General features: G+C 70.9%; 18 protein-coding genes. 10 read left to right on the top strand and 8 right to left on the bottom strand.

The window, feature by feature from the left end; genetic code table 11:
• Nucleotides 1-78 precede the first annotated feature (78 nt).
• A complete protein-coding gene (locus ACGFZA_RS37415; protein WP_393685106.1) occupies nt 79-1,608 on the top strand; it encodes a glycoside hydrolase family 43 protein in 1,530 nt (509 codons plus the stop codon).
• A 163-nt stretch (nt 1,609-1,771) separates the two neighbouring features.
• Entirely contained in the window at nt 1,772-2,560 is a 789-nt protein-coding gene (locus ACGFZA_RS37410) for an IclR family transcriptional regulator (protein WP_393685104.1), read from the top strand.
• A gap of 82 nt (nt 2,561-2,642) precedes the next feature.
• Here ACGFZA_RS37410 and ACGFZA_RS37405 read toward each other — a convergent pair whose 3' ends face one another.
• On the bottom strand, nt 2,643-4,943 hold the full coding sequence (locus ACGFZA_RS37405; RefSeq protein WP_393685102.1) for an FAD-dependent oxidoreductase: 2,301 nt from the start codon (nt 4,941-4,943) through the stop codon (nt 2,643-2,645).
• Between the two features lie 432 nt (nt 4,944-5,375).
• On the opposite strand from ACGFZA_RS37405, the gene ACGFZA_RS37400 reads away from it, so the two are divergent.
• The 4 genes from ACGFZA_RS37400 to ACGFZA_RS37385 all read left to right on the top strand — a co-directional run bounded on the left by ACGFZA_RS37400 (nt 5,376) and on the right by ACGFZA_RS37385 (nt 10,125).
• On the top strand, nt 5,376-6,302 hold the full coding sequence (locus ACGFZA_RS37400; protein WP_385285672.1) for a carbohydrate ABC transporter permease: 927 nt from the start codon (nt 5,376-5,378) through the stop codon (nt 6,300-6,302).
• Nucleotides 6,302-7,219, top strand: a complete 918-nt coding sequence (locus ACGFZA_RS37395) for a carbohydrate ABC transporter permease (protein ID WP_393685100.1) — start codon at nt 6,302-6,304, stop codon at nt 7,217-7,219. Before ACGFZA_RS37400 ends, ACGFZA_RS37395 begins: the two co-directional genes overlap by 1 nt.
• 72 nt (nt 7,220-7,291) lie before the next feature.
• On the top strand, nt 7,292-8,599 hold the full coding sequence (locus tag ACGFZA_RS37390) for an ABC transporter substrate-binding protein (protein WP_393685098.1): 1,308 nt from the start codon (nt 7,292-7,294) through the stop codon (nt 8,597-8,599).
• Between the two features lie 221 nt (nt 8,600-8,820).
• Nucleotides 8,821-10,125: a BNR-4 repeat-containing protein gene (locus tag ACGFZA_RS37385; protein WP_385285667.1), complete on the top strand. Its 1,305-nt coding sequence runs from the start codon at nt 8,821-8,823 to the stop codon at nt 10,123-10,125.
• A 237-nt stretch (nt 10,126-10,362) separates the two neighbouring features.
• On the opposite strand, the gene ACGFZA_RS37380 is transcribed toward ACGFZA_RS37385, so the two are convergent.
• The gene (locus ACGFZA_RS37380; protein WP_393685095.1) at nt 10,363-10,590 is read right to left on the bottom strand and encodes a hypothetical protein; all 228 of its coding nucleotides are present in this window, start codon (nt 10,588-10,590) and stop codon (nt 10,363-10,365) included.
• On the bottom strand, nt 10,587-11,147 hold the full coding sequence (locus ACGFZA_RS37375; protein WP_393685121.1) for a response regulator: 561 nt from the start codon (nt 11,145-11,147) through the stop codon (nt 10,587-10,589). The genes ACGFZA_RS37380 and ACGFZA_RS37375 overlap by 4 nt, the downstream gene beginning before the upstream one ends.
• 267 nt (nt 11,148-11,414) lie before the next feature.
• On the opposite strand from ACGFZA_RS37375, the gene ACGFZA_RS37370 reads away from it, so the two are divergent.
• Both ACGFZA_RS37370 and ACGFZA_RS37365 read left to right on the top strand, forming a co-directional pair.
• Entirely contained in the window at nt 11,415-11,825 is a 411-nt protein-coding gene (locus ACGFZA_RS37370; protein ID WP_393685093.1) for a hypothetical protein, read from the top strand.
• Between the two features lie 44 nt (nt 11,826-11,869).
• Nucleotides 11,870-12,784 (top strand): hypothetical protein, encoded by a 915-nt coding sequence (locus tag ACGFZA_RS37365; protein WP_393685091.1) that lies wholly within the window; start codon nt 11,870-11,872, stop codon nt 12,782-12,784.
• A 338-nt stretch (nt 12,785-13,122) separates the two neighbouring features.
• On the opposite strand, the gene ACGFZA_RS37360 is transcribed toward ACGFZA_RS37365, so the two are convergent.
• From ACGFZA_RS37360 to ACGFZA_RS37340, 5 genes are all read right to left on the bottom strand, one after another.
• Nucleotides 13,123-14,835: an aldehyde dehydrogenase family protein gene (locus tag ACGFZA_RS37360; protein WP_393685089.1), complete on the bottom strand. Its 1,713-nt coding sequence runs from the start codon at nt 14,833-14,835 to the stop codon at nt 13,123-13,125.
• Between the two features lie 65 nt (nt 14,836-14,900).
• On the bottom strand, nt 14,901-16,196 hold the full coding sequence (locus tag ACGFZA_RS37355; RefSeq protein ID WP_393685087.1) for an MFS transporter: 1,296 nt from the start codon (nt 16,194-16,196) through the stop codon (nt 14,901-14,903).
• 112 nt (nt 16,197-16,308) lie between these two features.
• Entirely contained in the window at nt 16,309-17,238 is a 930-nt protein-coding gene (locus tag ACGFZA_RS37350; RefSeq protein WP_393685085.1) for a TauD/TfdA dioxygenase family protein, read from the bottom strand.
• 291 nt (nt 17,239-17,529) lie between these two features.
• The gene (locus tag ACGFZA_RS37345) at nt 17,530-18,132 is read right to left on the bottom strand and encodes a TetR/AcrR family transcriptional regulator (protein WP_385285654.1); all 603 of its coding nucleotides are present in this window, start codon (nt 18,130-18,132) and stop codon (nt 17,530-17,532) included.
• 51 nt (nt 18,133-18,183) lie between these two features.
• Nucleotides 18,184-19,704 (bottom strand): class I adenylate-forming enzyme family protein, encoded by a 1,521-nt coding sequence (locus ACGFZA_RS37340; RefSeq protein ID WP_393685083.1) that lies wholly within the window; start codon nt 19,702-19,704, stop codon nt 18,184-18,186.
• 73 nt (nt 19,705-19,777) lie between these two features.
• On the opposite strand from ACGFZA_RS37340, the gene ACGFZA_RS37335 reads away from it, so the two are divergent.
• Together ACGFZA_RS37335 and ACGFZA_RS37330 are read left to right on the top strand one after the other, a co-directional pair.
• On the top strand, nt 19,778-20,395 hold the full coding sequence (locus ACGFZA_RS37335; protein ID WP_385285651.1) for a TetR/AcrR family transcriptional regulator: 618 nt from the start codon (nt 19,778-19,780) through the stop codon (nt 20,393-20,395).
• 32 nt (nt 20,396-20,427) lie between these two features.
• Entirely contained in the window at nt 20,428-22,086 is a 1,659-nt protein-coding gene (locus ACGFZA_RS37330) for an acyl-CoA dehydrogenase family protein (RefSeq protein ID WP_393685081.1), read from the top strand.
• The last annotated feature ends 75 nt before the right edge of the window (nt 22,087-22,161 follow it).

The raw sequence follows: 22,161 nt of genomic DNA, 5'->3' as shown, positions 1-22,161 counted from the left end.
TTCGAAGCGCTTCGACGACCGTGGCGGTGCGGCAGGCAGCCGTATCCGCCACCTGGCCATCCACACCCTGGGACGGACATGGCGCTCTTCGACAATCCCGTGATACCCGGCTTCAGTCCGGACCCGAGCATCTGCCGGGTGGGCGATGACCACTACGTGGCGACGTCCAGTTTCGAGTACGTACCCGGGGTGCCCCTGTGGCACAGCCGCGACCTGGTGAACTGGCGGCTGATCGGCCACGCGCTCGACCGTCCGGGCCAGTTGGAACTGCCGGATACGGTCCCGGCATCGTGCGGGGTGTACGCACCGACGCTGCGGCACCACGACGGCCGCTTCTGGATGATCACGACCGTGGTCACCGACGCCGGCACCGTCCTGGTCACCGCGAAGGATCCGGCCGGCCCCTGGTCGGACCCCGTCGCGGTCGGCATTCCCGGCATCGACCCCGATCTGGCCTGGGACGAGGACGGCACCTGCTGGTGCGTGTACTCGGACGACGGCATCCACGGGGTGCGCATCGACCCGGAAACGGGCGAAACGCTGGGCGAGCCGGTGGCGTTGTGGTCGGGCAGCGGGCTGCAGTACCCCGAAGGGCCGCACCTGTACCGGATCGGCGGCTGGTGGTACCTGCTGCTGTCGGAGGGCGGCACCGAACGCGGGCACGCGATGTCGGTGGCCCGGACCCGCAGCCTGCCGGGGCCGTTCGAACCCCACCCGGACAATCCCGTGCTCTCCCACCGGAGTACCGGCCACCCCGTGCAGAACGTCGGCCACGGAGATCTCGTGCAGGCGCGGGACGACACGTGGTGGATGGTCCTGCTCGGCACCCGGCCCCGCGGCGACACCCCGAAGTACCACGGTCTGGGCCGGGAGACGTTCCTGGCGCCCGTCCGCTGGGAGGACGAGTGGCCGCTGCCGGGACCGGTGGACCTGCGGGCGGAGGCCCCCGCGCTGCCGCCGCACCCGTGGCCGCAGGAGCCGGAGCGGGACGACTTCGACTCCCCCGCGATCGCGCCGTGCTGGGTGTCGCCGAGGCGGCACGACCCGGCCGCCGCGCGCCTGGACGAGCGGCCGGGGCACCTGGTGCTGCACGCGCGCGCGGACAGCCTCGACCTGCCCGACGCCCTTTTCGTCGGGCGGCGCCAGCGGGACCCCGACTGCACCGCCCGTACACAGGTGGAGGTCTCTGCCGGGGGCCTGGGCGGGCTCGCAGTCCGGCTCGACGAGGCGCACCACTACCAGGTGGAGACGGACGGCTCGGGCACGGTCCGCGCAGTCGCCAGGATCGGCCCGCTGTGCCACACCGTGGCCGAACGCACCGTGCCGCCGGGCCCGGTGACGCTGCGGATCGACGTCACCACCACCGTGGTCCTGCCGCCCTCCGTCACGGACCCGGGGGCGACGGTCCCGCCCGGCCTCCGGGTCGGCGGGCCCGACACCCTCCACCTGGGGTATGAGACGGCCGAGGGCGACTTCGAGATCCTGGCCTCGCTCGACGGCCGCTACCTCACCACGGAGGTGGCCGGGGGCTTCACCGGCCGGGTCATCGGCATGTACGCGACCCGGGGCAGCGCGGCCTTCGACTGGTTCGGCCTGCGCCCCGCCTGACGCCGGCGGCGGGGACGCGCACCGGAAGACGGTGCGCGTCCCCGCCGCACGCACGCGGCCCGCGTCCTCGCCACTGCGGGCCGACGGATTCATCGGCCATGCCTCGGATCTACGCGATATGCTGATGCAGATAGTGCAAGTGGTTTGCAAAATGAGGAGGGGCATGGCTACTCGGGCGACCGACGCCGGGACGAACCAGAGCGTCGAACGAGCGGTCTCGGTGCTGCGCGCACTCGACTCCGGCCGCGCCGAACTGCGCGTCTCCGACGTCGCCGAACTCACCGGGCTGGGCTCCTCCACGACCTCCCGCCTGCTGTCCACCCTCGAACGGCTCGACATGGTCGAACGCGACCCCGTCAGCAACCTCTACCGCCTCAGCCTCGGCATCCTCCCCCTCGCCGCCACCGCCACCAACCGGCACCCCGTCCACCGGGCCGCCCGCATGGTCCTCCAGGACCTCGCCACCCGCACCGGGCTGGGGGCCAACGTCGCCGTCCGCCGCGGGACCGAGCTGATGTTCCTGTGCAACTTCGAGGGAGCGCGCGCCCCCAAGTCGTACACGCAGGCCGGACACAGCGCCCCGCTGCACGCCACCAGCATCGGGAAATGCCTCCTCACCGGCCTCTCCCCCAAGGAGCGCCGCACACTGCTTCCCGAACCGCTCGTGGCACACACCGATTACACGACCACCAGCCACGACCTCCTCGACACCGAGATCGACACCGTGCGCCGTACCGGCTACGCCATCGAAGCCGAGGAGCGCGCCCTGGGCCGCGCCTCCCTCGCCGCACCGGTCCGCGACGCCTCGGGCGACGTCGTGGCCGCCATCTCCCTCTGGGGTCCCACCTCCCTCCTCGGCGGCCACACCGAGGCGGAAGGGCAGCGCCTCGCGCTGACCCGCGAGGTCATCGAGGCCGCGGACGCCATCAGCCAGGCGCTGGGCGCGGTCTGAGTCCTACGCCGTAAGCCGGAAACGGGCGAAGGGGGCCCGGTACAGGTCAGCCGACCTGTACCGGGCCCCCTTCGCCGCGCGCCTACGCGCCGTACGCCTTGAACGCGATCACGTGGGCGTGCGGCGCCCCGTGTGTCGCGTCCACCACGAGACGCAGGGCGTCGGTGCTCACAGGTCCGCCGTCGGCACCGCGCAGGTCGTGCACGCGGTGGCGGCGGCGGTTGCCGGTCACCGTCAGCAGGGTGCGCCAGGTGCCGTCGGGCTCGCGGCTCTGGAGGCGGTAGTTGCGGACCAGCTCCGGCATCACCTCGAAGGGGGTGCGGTGGCGGTGGAGGTTGTTGAGGTACTCGTCGACGTCGTCGTCGAACACCACGCGCGCCTCGGTGAGCCGGCGCTCCCCGTCCCAGTCGAGGCGCAGCCACTGCGCCGCACGGTCCGGGGCGGCCAAGGGCTCCGACGACCACATCTGCGGTCCGCCGTAGGGGCGCTGGAATCCGCCGGCGGCCCGCTCGGGCAGGAACGCCGCGGTGTCCGGGGCGGCGCGGAAGCCGAAGGTCCGGCGGCGCAGGCCGCGGGCCTGCCACTCCAGGACCAGCTGGCCGTCCTCCTCGGGAATGTCGTGGTCGACGGCCACGTCGCCCTCGGCCCTGCTGCGCAGCGCGAGAACGCCGTCGGTGCGTACCGGAAGGAGGACCAGCGCCGCCCCCGGGCAGGCCCGCACGATCAGGACGACGTTCTCCGGGGCGTCCGGGCGGTGGCCCAGGCGGGCGGTGACCCAGTGGGGGCCGCCGGCCGGCACGGCCACGGTGGTGGTGAGCAGGTGGTCGACGGGGACGGCGTTCTCGGGGCGGCCGGTGCTCCACAGCTCCACGGTGAGCTCGCTCGGCCGTTCGCCCGGAGCGCCGTGGACCAGCAGGTCCACCGTGTCGAGCGCGGGGTCGGCCGGCAGCAGCAGCCCGAGGTCGCGGGTGAGCGGATACGGCTCGCCGGGCGCGTCCGGGGTCGGCTCCGCGGCCAGCCGGCCCAGGTGCGAGGAGGCGCTGACCCGCGCCGCGCGGGCCAGGTTGCCGGGGTCGTCGTCGGAGAGACCGATCACCGAGGCGTCCTGTCGCAGCAGGGTGCGGCGCACCAGCTCGGGGTGCTCGGCGGCGAGCTCGCGCGGGCCGATCCCCTCGGCCACGCACAGCGCGGCGGCCGTTCCCGCGGCCTCGCCGAGGGTGGCGCAGGTGGCCATCACGCGGGTGGCACCGAACGCGATGTGGGTGGCGGATATGTTGCGCCCGGCGAACAGGAGGTTCGTGACGTTCACCGAGTACAGGGAGCGCAGCGGGATGTGGAAGATGCCGTCCGCGTAGCGCTGGCGGGCGCCGGGCTCGTCGGCGTACATCCCCTGCACCGGGTGGAGGTCGACGGACCAGCCGCCGAAGGCGACACGGTCGGCGAACTGCCGCTGCTCCAGAACGTCCTGCTGGCTCAGCATGTGGTCGCCGAGGAAGCGGCGGTACTCGCGCTTGCCCGGAAGGCTGCCGACCCACTCCAGCGTCAGGTTCTCGGCATCCGGGAACTCGCCGGAGTTCTTGATGTGGTCCCAGATGCCCATGACCACGGCCTGCAGTTCGTCGCGGATCAGCTCGTTGTCGTGGACGGTGTCGAGTTCGCCGCCCCACTCGACCCACCAGTAGTCGCAGCCGTTGTCGCCGGTGCGCAGCACGCGGTTGCGCAGGATGGGCGTGGTGGTGAGGTCGCGGGCGGACTCGGGCGCCACGAACTTCACCGGCCGGCCCGTGTCCTTGGTGTGGAACAGGATCGTCGACCCGAGCAGGGCCCGGTCCCCCTCCTCGGGCGCCCAGGGCTCGTCGAACTCCGCGCGCGCCTCGCGGCCGATGCGGTAGTGGGCGCCCGCGAGGTGGCCGAGCAGGCCGTCGCCGGTGCAGTCGAGGAACTGACGGGCGTGGAAGGTGATGCGCCGCTCGGAGCCCATCATCCAGCCGGTGCAGGAGTGCACCTGGCGCGCGTCGTCCGGACCGCTCGCGTCGACCTCCCGTACGTCGGTGTTGAGGTAGAGGTCGATGTTCGGTTCGGCCCGGACCGCGTCGAGGACCACCTGGTCCCAGTAGTACGGGTTCCCCTCGGGGTTGCGGTACTGGTTCTCGGTGTACAGCTCGCCCATGATGCCGGTCTCCCGGGCCCAGCGGTGCACGCCGTGGGCGGAGGCTCCGCAGACCCAGACCCGGACCTCGCTGCTGGCGTTGCCGCCCAGTACCGGGCGGTTGTTGACCAGGGCGACGCGTCGGCCGAGCCGGGCCGCGGCGATGGCTGCGCAGGTCCCCGCCAGGCCGCCGCCGATGACGGCGATGTCGTAATGGACCTCTTCTTCCCGCACGGGGCGGCCTCCTCGGTGTGAAGCACGGATTCTCTCCGCCGTAGCGGAGCGACCATGAACGTACATCACATCCATATTGTGCAACTACTGTTCAGTCAGTGGGATGTGTTGTAAGTTTCCGGCGCAGCCCACGATGCCGTCGGCGAGGGCCGTCGCCCGATTCGCGGCAGGTCACCGACCTCGACGGTTCCGCACAGAACCGACGATTCACCGACCAAAAGGGTTGACGTCTTCGCACGATATGGAGAACGATCCCGCATGTTGCAACTTGCATTCAGTGCGGCAGCATGACCTTCACACAGGGCCTCGGCCGGCGCACGGGACGGCGCGGCTCACGGCTCACGTCCGGCCGCATCGCCTCCGCCCTGCGGAGCGCAGCCACCGTGGCACGCCCTGCACCACCGCTCCCGCCCCGTTCGAGAGGACTGATCCATGAGTACGGCCGCACCTCCACGGAAGGCCCCTCCACGTCGTGAGCGGTCCGGTGGACGCCTCTCCAACGGCGCGTTCGCACTGCTGCTGACCGCTCCGGGGATCGCGCTGTTCGCGACGATCATCATCTATCCGCTGGTGTCGGCCCTGTTCACCGGCTTCTTCAAGCAGGACCTGCGCCTGCCGGGACGCGAGTTCGTCGGCCTCGACAACTTCACCTACTGGCTGGACGGCGACTTCCTCACCATCCTCAAGCAGACCCTGGTCTTCACCGTCGGGGCGACGCTCGTCCCCTTCGTGCTCGGGTTCGCGCTCGCCCTCGCACTGAACTCGGGCCTGAAGGGCAGCGGCTTCATGCGCGGCCTGTTCCTGTTCCCGTGGGTGATCCCGGGTGTGGTGGTCTCCTTCCTCTGGATGTGGATCTTCAACGCGAACTACGGCGTGCTGAACGGCATCCTCATGGACACCGGGATCATCGACGAGTCGGTGTCCTGGCTCGGCCGGCCGGGCACCGCGATGCTCGCCGTCATCATCACCAAGACCTGGGCGAGCTTCCCCTGGATGATGGTGATGCTCCTGGCCGGTCTGCAGACCGTGCCCAAGGAACTGCACGAGGCCGCCTCGATCGACGGGGCCGGCTCGATCCGGCGCTTCTTCGCCGTCACCTGGCCACAGGTGCGCGGGGTCGCCTCGATCGTGCTGCTGCTGGAGTTCATCTGGAACTTCCAGCACTTCGACACCATCTACGTGCTCACCGGCGGCGGGCCGGCGGGCGCCACCGAGACCTTCGCCACCGCGGTGTACCAGACCGCCTTCAAGGGCTTCGACATCGGACGGGCGACCGCGCTGGGCGGCCTGTGGATGCTGCTCCTGCTCCTCCTGGTCGCCGTCTACCTCAGGATCACCGAGCGGAAGGGCGACGCCTGATGACCTCCACGACCTCCACCCCGCTGTCGGGCACCGGCGTGCTGAAGCAGTCCGCCACATCTGCCCAGAACACCTCGCGGCGCCGGATGCGCAAGGACCTGCTCCGCTCCCGGGTCGCCGCCTGGACCGCGATCCTGGTGATCGGCGCCTTCGGCCTCCTGCCGGTCTACTGGCTGCTGGCCACCGCCCTGAGCAGCCCCGAGGACGCGTTCCAGTTCCCGCCGAAGCTGATACCCACGCACATCACCTTCAGCAACTTCACGGCGCTCGCCGACAACGACCAGTTGATCAAGTACATGATCAACTCGCTCGTCGTGGCCTCGATCACCGCCGTGCTGAGCGTGGTCGTCGCCACGTACATGGGGTACTCGTTCTCCAAGTTCCGCTATCGCGGGCGGCGCTCGCTGATGCACATGGTGCTGGCCTCCCAGATGTTCCCCCAGGCCCTCCTGCTGGTGACGCTGTACGCCGTCTTCTCCAGCTTCGGCCTGCTGAACACGTACACCGCCCTGGTGCTGTCCTTCACCACGTTCACGATGCCGCTGTGCGTCTGGATGCTGAAGGGCATCTTCGACACCATTCCGGACGCCCTGCTGGAGGCGGCGTCCATCGACGGCGCGTCCCGGTGGCGGACGCTGCACTCCATCGTGGCGCCGCTGGCCGCGCCCGGAATGATCGCCGCCGGGCTGTTCGCCTTCGTCCGTGGCTGGAACGACTTCATCTTCGCGGTGACCCTGGCCGACAAGGAGAAGCAGACCCTGCCGCCCGGCCTCGTCTCCACCTACATCGGCGAGTTCCAGGCCGCCTGGCCCGAGCTGATGGCCGCCTCGCTCGTGGTGTCCATCCCGGTCGTCGTCGCCTTCATGTTCCTGCAGCGCTACCTCGTCGGCGGCATGACCGCCGGCTCGGTGAAGTAACCGAGCCGCACGGGATCCTCCCGCCCGCTCCCCCACGCTCCTCCCCTTCCGCCCACTCCCCATGGAGAAACCATGACCACCTCTGGCATCAGCCGCCGCGGCGCGCTGCGTATGTTCGGCATCGGCGCCCTCGGTGTGGCCGGCGTCGGCGCGCTCGGTGCCTGCGCACCGTCCCCGTCCAACTCCGGCAGCGCCTCCAACGGAGGCGACACGAAGTCCAAGGACTTCGACTTCACCTCCTGGTCGCTCAACGAGGAGGCCGCCAGACCCTCCATCGAGAAGATCATCGCGGCGTGGGAGAAGGCCGAGAAGTCCAAGGTCCGCGCGGTCTCGTACCCGTACAACGAGTACCTGAGCCAGCTCACCCTCAAGCTCGGCGGCGGGGAGACCACCGGAGCGGTGCACCTCGACATCGCCTGGCTCGCCGCGGTGGCGCAGATGGGCAAGCTCGCCGACCTCGGCTCCGTGGCCCCGAAGGGCGGCTACACGGACGTGGCGCTGAAGAGCGGCGTGTACGACGGCAAGCAGTACGGCCTGCCGTGGAACACCGGCTCGATCGGCGTGATCGCCAACTCCAAGATCCTGGAGAAGGCCGGCGTCAAGGAGCACCCCACCACGATCGAGGAGTTCGAGGACGCGCTGCGGGCGGTGAAGGGGCTCGGCGGCGGTATCGTGCCCTACGCCGCGGCCACGAAGGTCGCGCAGCTCAAGGACATCTTCCCCTGGATGCAGACCTTCGGCTGCACGCTCATGGACGGCGAGAAGGTCACCATCGGCGACGACGCCTCCGTCGACGCGGTCACCTGGTACAAGAAGATGCACGACGCGAAGCTGATCGCCGCCGACGTGGACCGCTTCGACGCGCGCGCCCTGTTCGGCCAGGGCAAGGCCGCCTTCTACGACGACGCCGTCATCGGCAAGGGCGTGACCGCGGCCCAGTCCAAGGACAAGACGCTGGCCGACGCGATGCAGCCGATGCGGCGTCCGGTGCTGCGGTCCGGCGACACCTCGCAGGCACTGCTGTGGGGCGGGGTGATCGCGATCGTCAACGGCAAGGGACAGGACGCGGCCACGCAGTTCGCGCTGCACACCACCTCCGACCTGGCCACCACCTCGGAGTACTTCGCGACGCGGGCCCTGCCGCCGTCCACCACGGCGGGCCTGGCCGACCCGAAGGTCGCCAAGGACACGTTCACCACCGAGTGGACCGAGAAGATCACCAAGACGGCGACCGGCAGCCCGTTCTGGCAGTTCGCGCAGAACGCCCAGATCGAGGAGGCCGTGGCCAAGCAGGTCCAGGCCGTCCTGGTCGGCCAGTCGAAGCCGAAGGACGCAATGAAGAAGGTCGGCGAGGAGGTCGCCGCGCTCATCAAGCGCTGAGACAACACGCGGCGGCCCGGGGCCCGGTGAAGGCGGATCAGCCTTCACCGGGCCCTTTGCCGTGCCGCATCCAACTTCCCTCTGAGGTATCTCGAATCCTCATTGTGCAATCTCTATTCACGATGTGGGATCTGTTGTAAATTTCCGGCGCAGCGGAGGAACGGACCGACCCCATGGGCCTCTCCCGTACCCCCACCATCACGCCCGCGAAGGAGCTCACCTTGCGACGTCCCACGGCACGCGCGTACGCCGCCTCGGCCGCGGCCCTGGCCGCCCTGCTCACGCCCGGCCAGGCGGCCGCCCAGGCCACCGGCACGGACCGCGCAGCGGCCGCGGCAACGGTGATCGAGAAGGTCCCGTACGCGATGGACTCGTCGAACCAGGCCGCCTGGTGGACGCCCGCCGCCACCTACAAGGGCCGCGGCCAGTACACGTACTTCGCGTTCAACGAACCCGGCTCGACGGCCGCCACGCACCGCCCGGCCATCGCACGGCGCGACCCGGACGGCGTGTGGAGCCGTCTGCCGCTGCTCACCACGAGCGGGCAGCAGGCCGAATTCCCCGACGACAACGGTCACAACCAGCCGTCCGTCGCCCGCGACGGCAGCGGCCGCCTGCACGTGTTCACCTCCATGCACGCCAACCCGTGGCGCTACTTCCGCACCGAGGCCCCCGGCGGGGACGTCACGGACCACGCGGCCGAACTGCCCGACCAGGGCGAGGCCATCACCTACCCGGTCGTGACCACCGCGCCCAACGGCGATCTGTACCTGGCCGCCCGTGTCGGCGCCGGCTCCGACCAGCGGCCCGGCAAGCTGTACCGGTGGGACAACGCCGCATCACGCTGGAGCGTGGTCGCCACCTTCGCCGTCGCGCTGAACCGCTCCGTGTACCCCGACGACCTGACGGTGGACAGCGCGGGGCGCGTACACCTCCTCTACGAGTGGGCCAAGGCACCCGCGACCGCGTTCCGCCACCAGCTCTCCTACCTCCGCTACGACCCGGCAACCGGCGCCTTCGCGGACAGCACGGGCGCGGCCGTCACCACGCCGGTGACACCCGCCACGTCCGACGTGATCCAGGAACTCACCACGGGTGAGGAATGGAGCATCGACAACGCGTACACCGGACCGGCGGTGCAGAGTGCCAAGCTCACCCTCGACGGCTCGGCCCCGAAGGTCGCCTACCGCTACCGCTCCGCCGACAGCGGCGGCAACTTCCGTGTGTACTACGCGTATCCGAGCGGCAGCGACTGGATCCGCCAGACCGTGTACGCCGGCGGCCCGACCACCGCGGCCCTCGGCATCACCTGGGACGAGACCGAGGCCGGTCGGGTCTACTACGTGACCGGCTCCGGCACCGACCGCGTCTTCGCCGCCACCCGGCCGGGCACGGCATGGACCTCGCAGTCCGCCGCTCCGGGCGTGAGCGCGGACCGGCTCGCGGTGCGACGGGACTCGGACGGGAACGACGTCCTGTACCTGCCGGACACCGCGCACAACTCGCTGTACTACGGGCTCCGTTGAGTCACCGAGCCCTCGACGGGTACGCGGTGTGCGCGGCGGCGCACCGGTGACCCCGCCGCCGGGGCGGTCCTCGGTCAGTGCGACCGAGGACCGCCCCGCCGACGCCGAGGATGCCTCCAGGAGGCCTGGCTGCGCTGGACGGACGTCGACCAGGACACGGTCCGGGAATCCCGCGCCTTCTGATCCGCGTCACGGGGTGCCGGTAAGAACGCCGTCACCAGCCGCGAACGGCGGTGATCAGCCCTCTGACCTGGCGGGTCGGGGCAGTTCCGGCGTGCTCGTCGCCCGAGCGAGTGCGAGGCGACCGCCCTTGAGTCCGGGCACGTAGTTGTAGATGGTGTTGCGCGAGAGGTCCCCGGTGGCCGGGGCGATCGAGAACAGCCAGGCCCGCAGGCGTCCTCGTTGTCGTAAGCGGCGGTGGGCCAGATCGCAGACCTGGGGTGACCCTGCTTGCTGCCGGGTCATGGTGAGGGCGACACCAGGCCCGCTCCGTAAGCGATGATCACAAGCTGGACACGGTCGCGGGCGTGGAGTTTGGTCAGCAGCCGCGCCACATGGGTCTTGGCGGTGGCGTGACCGATGAACAGCTCGGCCGCGATCTCACTGTTGGACAGGCCGCGCCCGACGAGTGTCAGCACCTCGTGTTCCCGCTCGGTGATGCCATCGAGTCGCTGCGGAGGGGCAGCGGCCGCGGGACGGTTCGCGAACTCCTCGATCAGGCGTCGGGTGACACTCGGCGCGATGAGGGCGTCGCCGGCGGCCACGACGCGGGTCGCGGTCAGGATGTCGTCCAGCGCCATGTCCTTGACCAGGAATCCGCTGGCCCCGGCCCGTAGCGCGGCGTAGACGTTGTTGTCGTCGTCGAAGGTGGTGAGCATGAGTACGCGCGGCGCCGGGGCGTTGGAGGTGATCATCCGAGTGGCCTCGATGCCGTCCATGCCGGGCATCCGGATGTCCATCACGACGACGTCGGGCCGGAGTTCCCTGACTGTCCCGTAAGGGCGCACGTGGGACCGGAACAGCGGCGTCGGTCCGCGCCGGTCGGCGGGGGTGAGCAGGTCGGCCCACACGGTTCCCCCTGCCCCGATCTCTTCGGACCCCTCATGCGCACATGCACCGGAATTCAGTAGAAAACCCGCCAGTTTCGGCTCAATATCCCCCCTTGGGCCCGTTGCGGGAGTGCTTTAATTGCGCCTGCACGCAAAAAGATACGGGTCGATTCCCGATTCGGATTTCGGCCCCCGATCGCCGTACTCGCTTCCGGAAACTCTTGGTCAGGAGAATTCAGAATGAGATTCGTACGAGGCGCGCTGCTCATGGCCGCCGCCTTTGGTTTGACTTTGGTGGCCCTGCCCACACCGGCTTCCGCCGCACCGACCGCCCGGTGCTACGACGGCCTGGCGTGCGTGTACTACAACTCCAACCAGGCGGGCGCGGTAGCAGCGATGGCCCACGTCGACGGCATGCCGTCCTGGGACTTCGGTTACGTCTTCAACCCGGGCACCGGAAACGGAGCCGGGGTGACCGTCAAGAACAACGCGGCGTCCGCGGACAGCCGCTACAAGACCCAGGCCGTGCGGGTGCACTACAACAGTTGGTACAAGGGGCCGTACGACGTGGTGGCGGCGCAGTCGAAGCGGAATCTCAGCGTCACCTACAACAACAACGCTTCGTGGAACTACCACCCCAACCCTTCTTGAGTATCGAGGCCCATTCAATGAGTTCAACACGCCGTCAAAGGATTATGGGAATCGGCACCGCCCTCACCGTGGGCCTGCTGGTGATCACCGGCTGCTCAAGCAGTGGCCATTCCGCCGACTCCGCCAAGGAAAACTCCATCCACCCCGCCTCCGACGAGGTGAAGATACGCACTCTGCCGATCGAGGACTATCTCCCCTCGTCGGCCGAGTACGTCAAGATCACGAAAGCCCGTGTGCAGCTCGACGAACAGTGCATGCGCGACTTCGGATTCACCGGTTTCGAAGCGCTGAGCGTGCCGCAGGCGGATCCCCGGGACACCTTCACCGCGGACCGTTACGGCATCGAGGACGCCACCGAGGCCGCGAAGTACGGATACCACCCGTCCCCCGCCCTCGTGGCCTTCGCCAAGGCCGCCCCCGACGCGGAGCTCCCGGACGACCAGGAACTCGTGATGACGGGCCTGCCTGCCGGACAGAGCGACGCCGCGGCCCTCAAGGCGGCACCGAAGTCGTTCAAGGGGGTCGCGATCCCGGCAGGCGGCTGCATCGGACAGTCGACTCGGCAGCTGACCGGCGGATCGGACGAGCTGTACCCCGACCTCCCGCAGGACATCAACGGCCAGAGCTACCTCAAGGCGAAGGAGGCACCCGGCGTGCGGGCGGTGTTCGCCGCCTGGTCGACGTGCATGGCGGGCAAGGGGTTCACCTACAGCGACCCGATGCAGGCGAACGACGATCCCGCGTTCGGCAGCAGCCGCACCGCCACGGCGGCCGAGATCGCCACGGCCACCGCGGATGTCGCCTGCAAGGACTCGACCCAGCTGGTGGACACCTGGTTCCGGGCCGAGGCCGACATCCAGGCGTCACTCATCGAGGACCGGCACGCCGAGCTCGCCCCCATGAAGGAGACGCGGCTGACCGCACTCGGCAACGCTTCGACCGTGCTTGCCGCCGGCTGACCGGGGATTCCGGCACGTGGTCGGTGGCGCCGGAGCAACGAGCGTCCTGTCGCCAGAGCGTGTTCGCGGCAGAGCCCTCGGGCCCCGGGCGCTCGCGGTAGCCGAGGCCGACGACGGGAACTGATCGCGGGTCGCCCCTGCACCATGGGGGCGGCCCGCGATCTGCCGCTTGAACAAGACCCGGGCCGATAGGGGTGGTTCGTGGGCTCCATCGGTGTCCGGTGCCTCCGCTTCGCCTGACGATGGGTGAGTGCGCCGGCCCGCGCCCGGCGGCCGCTCGGGGTGGCCGGGCAGCGCGCGCCACGTTCACGGTGATGCCGCACCTCGGAAGAAGCGCCTCAGCCGCGCAGCGCCGACAGGAAGATGGCGGGGAGCTTCCAGACGCTCGGTGCGGCGGCGAAGCCGGTGAGCCGCCGCATGGTCGTCCGGCCGGTCCGGTTGGTGACGAAGTACGAAGGCCGCGGGGACAGCGAGGGAGAGCCGCTGAACAGCCCACGCGGCGCCGGTGCGAAGGGGGCGCGGAGCACCGTCTTCTCCACGTCCTCCAGCATGAACGCGTTGTGCACGAAGCCGATTCCGCTGCCGATCTCCTGACGTGTGTGCCCGGGGAAGGCGCCCCATGGCGTGTACCCGAGAAGGAAGCCGAACGCCGACCAGCAGTTCACCCCGAGCGTGCCGTAGCGCAGTTCGGCTATCGCGGTGTCCACGGCGTCGCGGTACGCGCGCTCGGTCCGGGGGTGGACCAGCAGCGTGGCGCCCAGGGTGCCCGGCAGGGCGTCGTTGACGAAGTCGGTTGCCCGGCGCAGGAATTGGGCCGGGTCCCGGCCCTCTATGCGCACCACTCCGAGCGCGCTGGCGAACACCTCGTCGGTGAGCATGGGGTCGTCCGGGCGCGTGATGTCGGGCACGAGCGCCCCGCATGCCTCCCCGACGAGGAACTCGGCCCCGGGGTGCGCCTCGACGACGTCGCACAGCCGTCCGGCGGCGCCCGGGTAGTAGTCGCTGCGGGCCGGGAGCTCGCGCAGGGCCCTGCGGATCTCGTCGAGCAGTCGCCCGGTCCCGCCCCAGTCCCGCGGTACCACGAGGATCTGACTGGCGACGCAGTTGTGGCCGGAGTTGTTCATCTTGCTGGTGACGATGTGCTCCGCCTGGAAGCGGAGGTCCGCGTCCGTCCACGGGCCCGGGGTGACGATGCAGGGGCTGACTCCCCCGAGCTCGCTGGTGAACGGCTTGTCGTTCAGGGGTGTGTCCTCGCGCCGACGCCGTTCCGCCTGCTCGTCCGCACCCCAGACGATGGCGTCGTGAGTGCGCTCGCTCCCCGTCACATGGATGGTGTCGATCCCCTCGTGCCCGGTCAGATAGGCGCCTTCGGCGGCGCCGCCGTCCACGAAGCGGACCCAGCCCCGGTCCACGAACTCGGCGAACACCTTCTCGAAGTGCGGCCGCAGATAGTCGTTGACCGGGTTCATCTTGGCGATGACGACCTGGTTGTCCAGGTAGAGCTTGTGCACGATGTCGAGGGGGGTGATGGCCGCCACGTTCCCGGCCCCCAGGACGAGCGCCACGGCGGGTGTGCCCGCCCTGCCACGGTAGGTGCCGCCCGCCCTGGCGAGGACCTGCTCGGGCGTGGTGCCGGGCAGGGTCCACACCTGCGCGGAGAAACCGCTGAGGAGCAGGCGGTCCGTGCCCGTGGCCGGGAAGACGTCGACGACGGTGCGCCCGCCCCGTTCCCGGACGGCCCGGGAGGGGACCGGGTCACGCCCGTCGACGAGCCTGCGCAGCACGTGGAGGTACGCGCCGACGGTCTGTGCCAGTGCCCAGGGCGCCGTGACCCAGTCCTCGGCGGCCCAGCGCGAGCCCGCTTCGTAGCCCTTGGCGCGCGCCGCATCGGCCACCATGGCGGGGGCGCCTTCGGCGATGCGGGGCAGCATCCGTTCCAGCAGGCGGATGCGTTCGGCCGGACCGGTCCGGGTCCAGGTCTCCATGCCCTCGCGCAATGCGGTGACGGCGTGGTCCAGCGGTGCGGTGTCGAGTACCGGTGCGGCGCTCACAGAAGGGCTCCTCGGTAGGGGGGTAGGGGCGGGCGGTTCGTCGGCCCCGTGTGCGGCGGTGGGGGTCACCGTGTCAGCAGGGCGGCGTCGCGGGCCGGGTCGATCAGGAGGAAGGACGCCGTCGCTCCGATCGCAAGCAGCACGCCGGAGAGCGTGACGGCGAGGTGGTAGCCGTCATTGCCCCGGGCGTCGACCAGCGCACCGACGACGGCAGGTGCCGCGAGGCCGGCGGCCGTGACCACCGCGTTCATCGCGCCCAGCGATCCGCCGCTCCGGCCGGCGGGGGCGAGTTCGGCGACCGTGGTGGCCGCGATCGTCGCGTAGGACCCGCCGAGTCCGAATCCCAGGGCCACCAGCACGGTCCTGCCCGTGGATCCGTCCACGAAGGTCTGCGCCAGCAGGCACACCGCGCCCAGAGCGAGCAGCCACCCGCCGACCCAGCCGCGCGCCCGGCGGCTGCCGACGCCGCGGCGCATGAGCCGTCCGGTGATGCCGGCCTGGGCGAGCAGTGCCACGGCGCCGACGGCCCAGGGGACGACCACGAGGACGGCCGCCGTGTGGGCCGGGTGTCCCAGGGCGTTGCGCAGGTAGGACGGCAGCCAGACCAGCATCAGCGCCACCGACCAGTAGCTCGTGAAGTAGGCGAGTGTGGCCCCTGTCCAGGTACGTGTGGCGAGGATCCGCCGGTAAGGAACAGGTGCCGCCGCGGCGGCACCGGGCAGCGCCTGCTTCTCCTCGGTGCGATGTCCGCCGTCCGCCCCGAACAGCTTCCACGCCACGGCCCACGCGAGACCGGCGGCGGCGAGCACCCACAGCGCCGCTCGCCAGCCGTGGTGCTGGATGACCCAGGACAGGCCGGGCGCGGAGACGATGACGCCGAGCGTCACGCCCAGGGTGATCAGGGCCCCGGGCAGGTTGCGCCGGTGGTTGGGGAACCAGGCCAGGGTCGCCTGCTGGGCGACGGGGAAGGAAGGCCCCTCGGCGGCGCCGAGAACCACGCGGGAGGCGACGAGTACGGCCAGACCGCCGCCGAACGCCGCGGGCGCCTGGGCCACCGACCACAGAACCGCCATCGCCAGGAGCAACAGCCTCGGTGACACCCGGTCGGCGACGAGGCCGACCACGACGGCCGAGAGCGAGAAGAGGAGGAAGAAGGCACTGTTCGCGAGCCCGAACTGGGTGGCGCTCAGATGGAGGTCGGCCCGGATCTCGTCCGCGGCCAGGCCCAGCACGGACTTGTCCGCGAAGTTGACCATCATGAAGACCACCAGCAGAGCGGTCACGGTCCAGGCCTTGGCGCCACCGCCGTGGGAGTCGGCGGTCCCGGAGGACCGCTGGGACAGAGACGGTGCCGTAGTCATGGGTCCTCCGTGAAGGGGCGTTCGGGCAGCGGGAGCTGCGGATCGGGGCGGAAGGGACTGCTGGCGGGAGGGCCGCGCGTGGGGGTCACCACGCCGCGCGGATCCCGGCCGTTCAGGACAGCGGTACTCCGGCGACGGCGATGCGCTCCATCACCCGGCGTTGCGGGTAGTAGTCGCTGATCGCGTAGTGCTGGGTGGCGATGTTGTCCCAGACCGCCACGGAGTCCTGCTCCCAGTGGAAGCGGACCTGGAACTCGGGGACGCGCGCCTGGAGCACCAGTTCGTCCAGGAGTTCACGGCTCTCGGCGTCGGACAGACCCACGATGCGGGTGGTGAACGGCTCGTTGACGTAGAGGAGCTTGCGGCCGCTGCGCGGGTGGCGCACCACGACCGGGTGCTCGACCGGCGGCAGGCTCCGGCGGAAGTGCGCGATCTGCTCCCCGGTCATGGTCGAACCCCAGCTGGGCACCCAGTCGTGCACGGCGGTGAGGTTCTCGATACGGGTCTTCATCGCGTCGGACAGGTTGTCGTACGCGGCGCCCATGTCGGCCCACATGGTGTCGCCCCCGGCGGCCGGTACCTCGACGGAGCGCAGGACCGAGCCCAGTGCGGGTGCGGCCATGAAGGAGTGGTCGCTGTGCCAGATGTTCTCGTTGCCCACGGCCATCGCGTCCTTGGCGAGTCGTGACACGCCCGCCGTCCCGGACTTCGGGAAGAACGGGTTGGCCTCCGGCGGCCCCCAGACCGCTGCCAGGTCCAGGTGGTGCCGCGGCTCCAGGCCCGTCTGCCCGCGGAAGAAGATCACCTTCCACTCCAGCAGTGCCTGACGCAGTTCCTCGGCGAGTGCCTCGTCGATCGGCCGGGACAGGTCGGCACCCTCGACCTCCGCCCCGATGTGCGGCGTCAGCGGGCTGATGCCGAGGATCCGGTACTGCGGCGCGTCGGCGCCCGGCGCCAGGCGTTCCAGTGTCCGGCGCCCGTAGCGCATCAGCGGCTTGTCGAGTACGGGCCTCGGACCCTCGGTGGTGACGGTGGTGGCCATGGGTTCCTCCCACGATCGACGTCGATTACGTAACCGGAAGTATCGATATTGCGTCGTGCCGGGGCAAGGGGTCTGAGAAGAAAGATTTCTGAGCCCCGGCCAACGGCGGCCGAACCGCACGGCACTTCACCGGCGAGGGCCCGGCGCCGCCGGAAATGGGCGCACCAAGGCGCCGGCTCTCCGCCCGTACGGCGGCGAACCGGGATACGGGGGCGGGCGGCCCCCGAACAGGGAGACAGGAGCGGGCGGGCGGCCCCGAGCAGAGGGACAGGGGCGAGCGGCCCTACCGGCTCACGACGGCACCCCGACCGCGCGTCCGATCAGTTCCACCACGGATTCAACGAGCGCGTCGTCCGGCACCTGTTGCTCACCGACCAGCCGGAACAGCAGCGACGCGGCGACCAGCGTCGTCGCGGCGGCCAGGTCGGCGTCCGGCCGCACGTCCCCGCGGGCCACACCCCGCTCCAGCAGATGCCGGGTCTCACTCGTCACCCGCGCCGTGTACGCCCGGTAGGCACCGGGTTCCGCCTCGGTCTCCGCCGCCGCGCCGATCACCCCGGCCAGCAGACGGCCGACCCCCGGCTGCCGGTACGCCTCGGCGCGCGCCGTGAGAACGGCCCGCAGTTCGGCGCGGAAGTCCCCCATGTCGGGCACGGTCAACGGCCCGATGCGCGACTCGGCGGCGGCGATGATCAGATCCTGCTTGGTGGACCAGCGGCGGTACATGGCGGGCTTGCTCACCGCCGCGCGCGCGGCAACGGCATCCATGGTCAGGGCGCTCATCCCGCGCTCCGCCACCAGGTCGACGACGGCGTCCAGGACCGCCCCCGTGACGCGTTCCTCCCGGGGCCGGCCCGGCCCCCTGCGCGGCTGCTTCATCCTGTGCTCGGCCATGCCGTGACCCTACGCGGGCCCGGCAGACCACCCGTCGAAGGGGCCCGGCGGTCAGCCGGTCAGACCGCTGCGCAGCACGTGCTTGGTGACCTTCCCCGAGGGCGTCCGGGGCAGCTCCGCCCGCAGAACCAGTTCGCGCGGGATCTTGTACCGCGCGAGTCGCGGCTCCAGCCATTCCCGTACGCCCTCGATGTCCAGCGGAGCACCGCCTCTCGGCACCACGACCGCCACCACGGTCTCGCCCCACTGATCGTGCGGACGGCCGACGACGGCGACGTCGAGGATGTCGGGGTGGCCGCGCAGGACACCCTCCACCTCCTGCGAGGCCACGTTCTCCCCGCCCGTGATGATCATGTCCTTGAGGCGGTCCACCACGGTGACGAAGCCGTCCTCGTCCACCCTGCCGAGGTCGCCGGTGCGGTACCAGTCGCCCACGAAGGCCTCCTCGGTGGCCTTCTCGTCATCGAGGTACCCGGCCATGCGGGTGTCCGAGCGCAGCCAGATCTCCCCCGTCCGGCCCGCGGCGGCGTCCGTGCCGTCCTGCGTCACGATGCGCAGGTCGACGCCCACCATGCCGCCGCGCCCGATCGAGCCCGCCTTCTCCATCTGCTCTCCGGGAGAGAGCGACGCGCCCACCGGACCCATCTCGCTCATGCCGTAGACCTGGTGGAAGTTCTCCGAGCCGTACGCCTCCATCAGCCTGCGGACCGTGTCCGCGTCCATCGGCCCCGCGCCGTAGATCCAGGAACGGACCGAGGAGAGGTCGTACGCGTCGAAGTCGGGCACCGCCTGCACCGGGGCGATGAGCGCGATCGGCGCACCGAACACCGCGGTGATCCGCTCGCGCTGCACGGTCTCCAGCATGACGCGGGGCTCGTACTCGCGCTGGAGGACGACCGTGCCGCCCAGCAACAGGGTCCCCATCGCCCAGTTGTTGAGCGGGGACGCGTGCCAGATCGGCATGCAGACGAGGAACCGCTCGTCGCGCCGGAGGGGGACGGTGGCCGCCGTGCAGATGGCGGTGAGGGCGATGCCCCGGTGGGTGTGCACGCAGCCCTTCGGGCGGCCGGACGTGCCCGAGGTGTACAGGATCTGGGCGATGTCGGTGTCGGGTCCGGGCCCGCCCCGCCACTCCGCCGCCCCGGCGGTCAGCGCCTCGAAGGAGCCGGCCGGGAGTTCGTCCCCGGTCGCGTCCGGATGGCTCACCAGCCGGGGAATCCCGACGGCCGCGGCGGCGGTCCGGTCACCGATCTCATGGTCGAAGAGCGCCAGCCGGGCACCGCAGTGCCGCAGTTGGTGTTCCACCTCGGCGGTCTGCAGCTTGTGGTTGACGGGCACCAGCGTGGCACCGGCCAGCCAGGCACCGAACGCCGCGAAGAGGAAGGCCGGGGTGTTGTACGTCATCACGGCCAGGCGGTCCCCCGGCCGGAGCCCCGCTTCGCGCAACACGGTCGCCGTCCGGCGGACGGCGGCGCCGAACTCGTCGTAACTCCATCGCCGGTCGCGGTAGACCAGGGCTTCCTTGCGGCCGGCCGCTCGGACGACGCTGTCCAGCATGGCACTGAGGTGCACGCCTTCTCCTGGGATCGCGGGCCGGGGCGTCCGGCCCTTGTCGGGAAACTATGAATGATGGTTCACTTCTTTCATGGCCTACCGCAAGACCCCAGCCGAGATTCGACGTCTCGAATCGGCACGTGAGCATCTCGTCGCCCGGGCGACCGACGTCGTCGCCGAAGTGGGCTGGTCAGGCGCGTCCGTGACCGCGGTCGCCGACGCCGCGGGCATCGCGGCAGGTTCGATGTACCAGCACTTCGCGTCGAAGGCGGCCCTCGCCGTCGAGGTCTTCCGGCGGGCGGCAGGACACGAGGTCGACGTCCTCGAATCCGTACTGAACGGCTCCGGGACCCCGGTCGACCGGCTCACCGACGGCGTCCGGGTCTTCGCCCGCCGCGCCCTCGAAAACCGCGGCCTCGCCTACGCCCTGCTCGCCGCACCGGCGGACGCGGCGGTCGGCGCGGAGCGTCTTGCCTTCCGTCGCCGCTACCGCGCGCTGTTCGCCGAAGTGATCCGCGAGGCCATGGCCGAGGGACTGCTGCCGCCCCAGAACGGTGAAGTCACCGCCGCGGCGCTCACCGGCGCCATCGGCGAGGTCCTCGTGGCTCCGCTCGGCGCCCCGGAGGAGGACGACGCTGCCGAACTCCTCGCCGAACTGACCGCCATGGCGTTGCGCTGCGCGGGCGCGGCCCCCGCCCCTCGTCCCTGATCCGCCGACCGCCCCTGCCCAGGAGGGCCTTCATGCCTGCCACCCCAGCGCCCCGCAGCCGTCCCACCGCGACCACGCACGAGGTGACGAACCAGCCGCCCCCGCTGACCGGCCACGACGTCGCCGACGACCCGGTGCTCATCGAGGGGCTGCACCGTGAGGGTGCCCCGTGGTATCTGGACGACCTGCACCGGCTGGGCCGCCGCGCCGGCAGCGAGGAGGTACAGCGCTGGGCGGACGAGGCCAACCGCCACGAACCGCGGCTGCGCACCCACGACCGCTACGGCCACCGCGTCGACGAGGTCGAGTTCCACCCCTCGTACCACGCCCTCATGGACGTGGCGATCGGCGAAGGGCTCGGCGGCGCCGCCTGGGCGGACGACCGGCCCGGCGCCCATGTGGCGCGCGCGGCGGGCTTCATGGTGTGGAGCAGCGCGGAAGCGGGCCACGGCTGCCCCGTGTCGATGACGTACGCGGCCGTCCCCGCCCTGCGTCACTCCCCGGACCTCGCCAAGACGTACGAACCGCTGCTGACCAGCCGCGTGTACGAGTCCGGCCTGCGCACCCCGGCCGAGAAGCCCGGGCTGCTGGCGGGGATGGGCATGACGGAGAAGCAGGGCGGCACCGATGTGCGCGCCAACACGACCACCGCCGTCCAACAGGCGGACGGAACCTGGCGGTTGCGCGGGCACAAGTGGTTCACGAGCGCCCCGATGAACGACCTCTTCCTCGTGCTCGCCCAGGCACCGGCCGGTCTGTCCTGTTTCCTGGTGCCCCGGATCCTGCCTGACGGCAGCCGCAACACGTTCCGCATCCAGCGCCTCAAGGACAAGCTCGGCAACCGCTCCAACGCCAGCAGCGAGCCCGAGTTCGACGACACCGTGGCCTGGCTCGTCGGGGACGAGGGCCGGGGCGTGCGCACCATCATCGACATGGTCACCATGACCCGCCTCGACTGTGTCCTGGGTTCCGCCGCCGGCACCCGCGCGGCACTCGCACAGGCCGCGCACCATGTACGCCACCGGTCCGTGTTCGGGGCGAAGCTCATCGACCAGCCGCTGATGCGCAACGTCATCGGCGATCTGGCGCTGGAGTCCGAGGCGGCGACCACGCTGGCCCTGCGTCTGGCCGGGGCGGCGGACCGCGCGCAGCAGGGGGACGCCCAGGAGCGCGCCTTCCTCCGGCTCGCCACCGCGGTCGGCAAGTACTGGGTGTGCAAGCGTCAGCCGGCCGCCGTCGCCGAGGCCCTCGAATGCCTGGGCGGCAACGGCTACGACGAGGAGTCGGGCCTGCCCCGCCTCTACCGCGAGGCGCCGCTCAACGGTATCTGGGAAGGCTCCGGCAACGTCAACGCCCTGGACATGCTGCGCGCCCTGTCCCGTGAGCCGGAGTCACTCCAGGCGCTGCGCACGGAGATCGAGGCCGCCGCCGGGGGCGACCGCCGCCTGGACTCGGCCTGGCGGGAGCTCCAGGGCGAGCTGGCCCTCACCGAGGACGCCCCTCTGCGGGCCCGTCGCGTGATCGAGCGCGCGGCGCTCGTCCTCCAGGGCTCCCTGCTCGTACGCCACGCACCGGCCGCCGTCGCCGACGCGTTCTGCGCTTCCCGGCTGGCCGGCGACCGCGGACTGGCCTTCGGAACCCTGCCGGCCGCGACGGACTTCACGGGTCTGCTCGACCGCCTGCCCGTCTGACCAAACGCGCGCGGCGCACACCCCTGGCGGTACTGGGCGTGCGCCGCGCACAGGGGCGCGCGGACCGGAGTTCGT

Source organism: Streptomyces sp. NPDC048211 (assembly GCF_043202315.1).
Classification (GTDB): domain Bacteria; phylum Actinomycetota; class Actinomycetes; order Streptomycetales; family Streptomycetaceae; genus Streptomyces.
The sequence above is the reverse complement of the archived record's forward strand: the minus strand, read 5'-3'. Positions and strand labels throughout refer to the sequence as shown.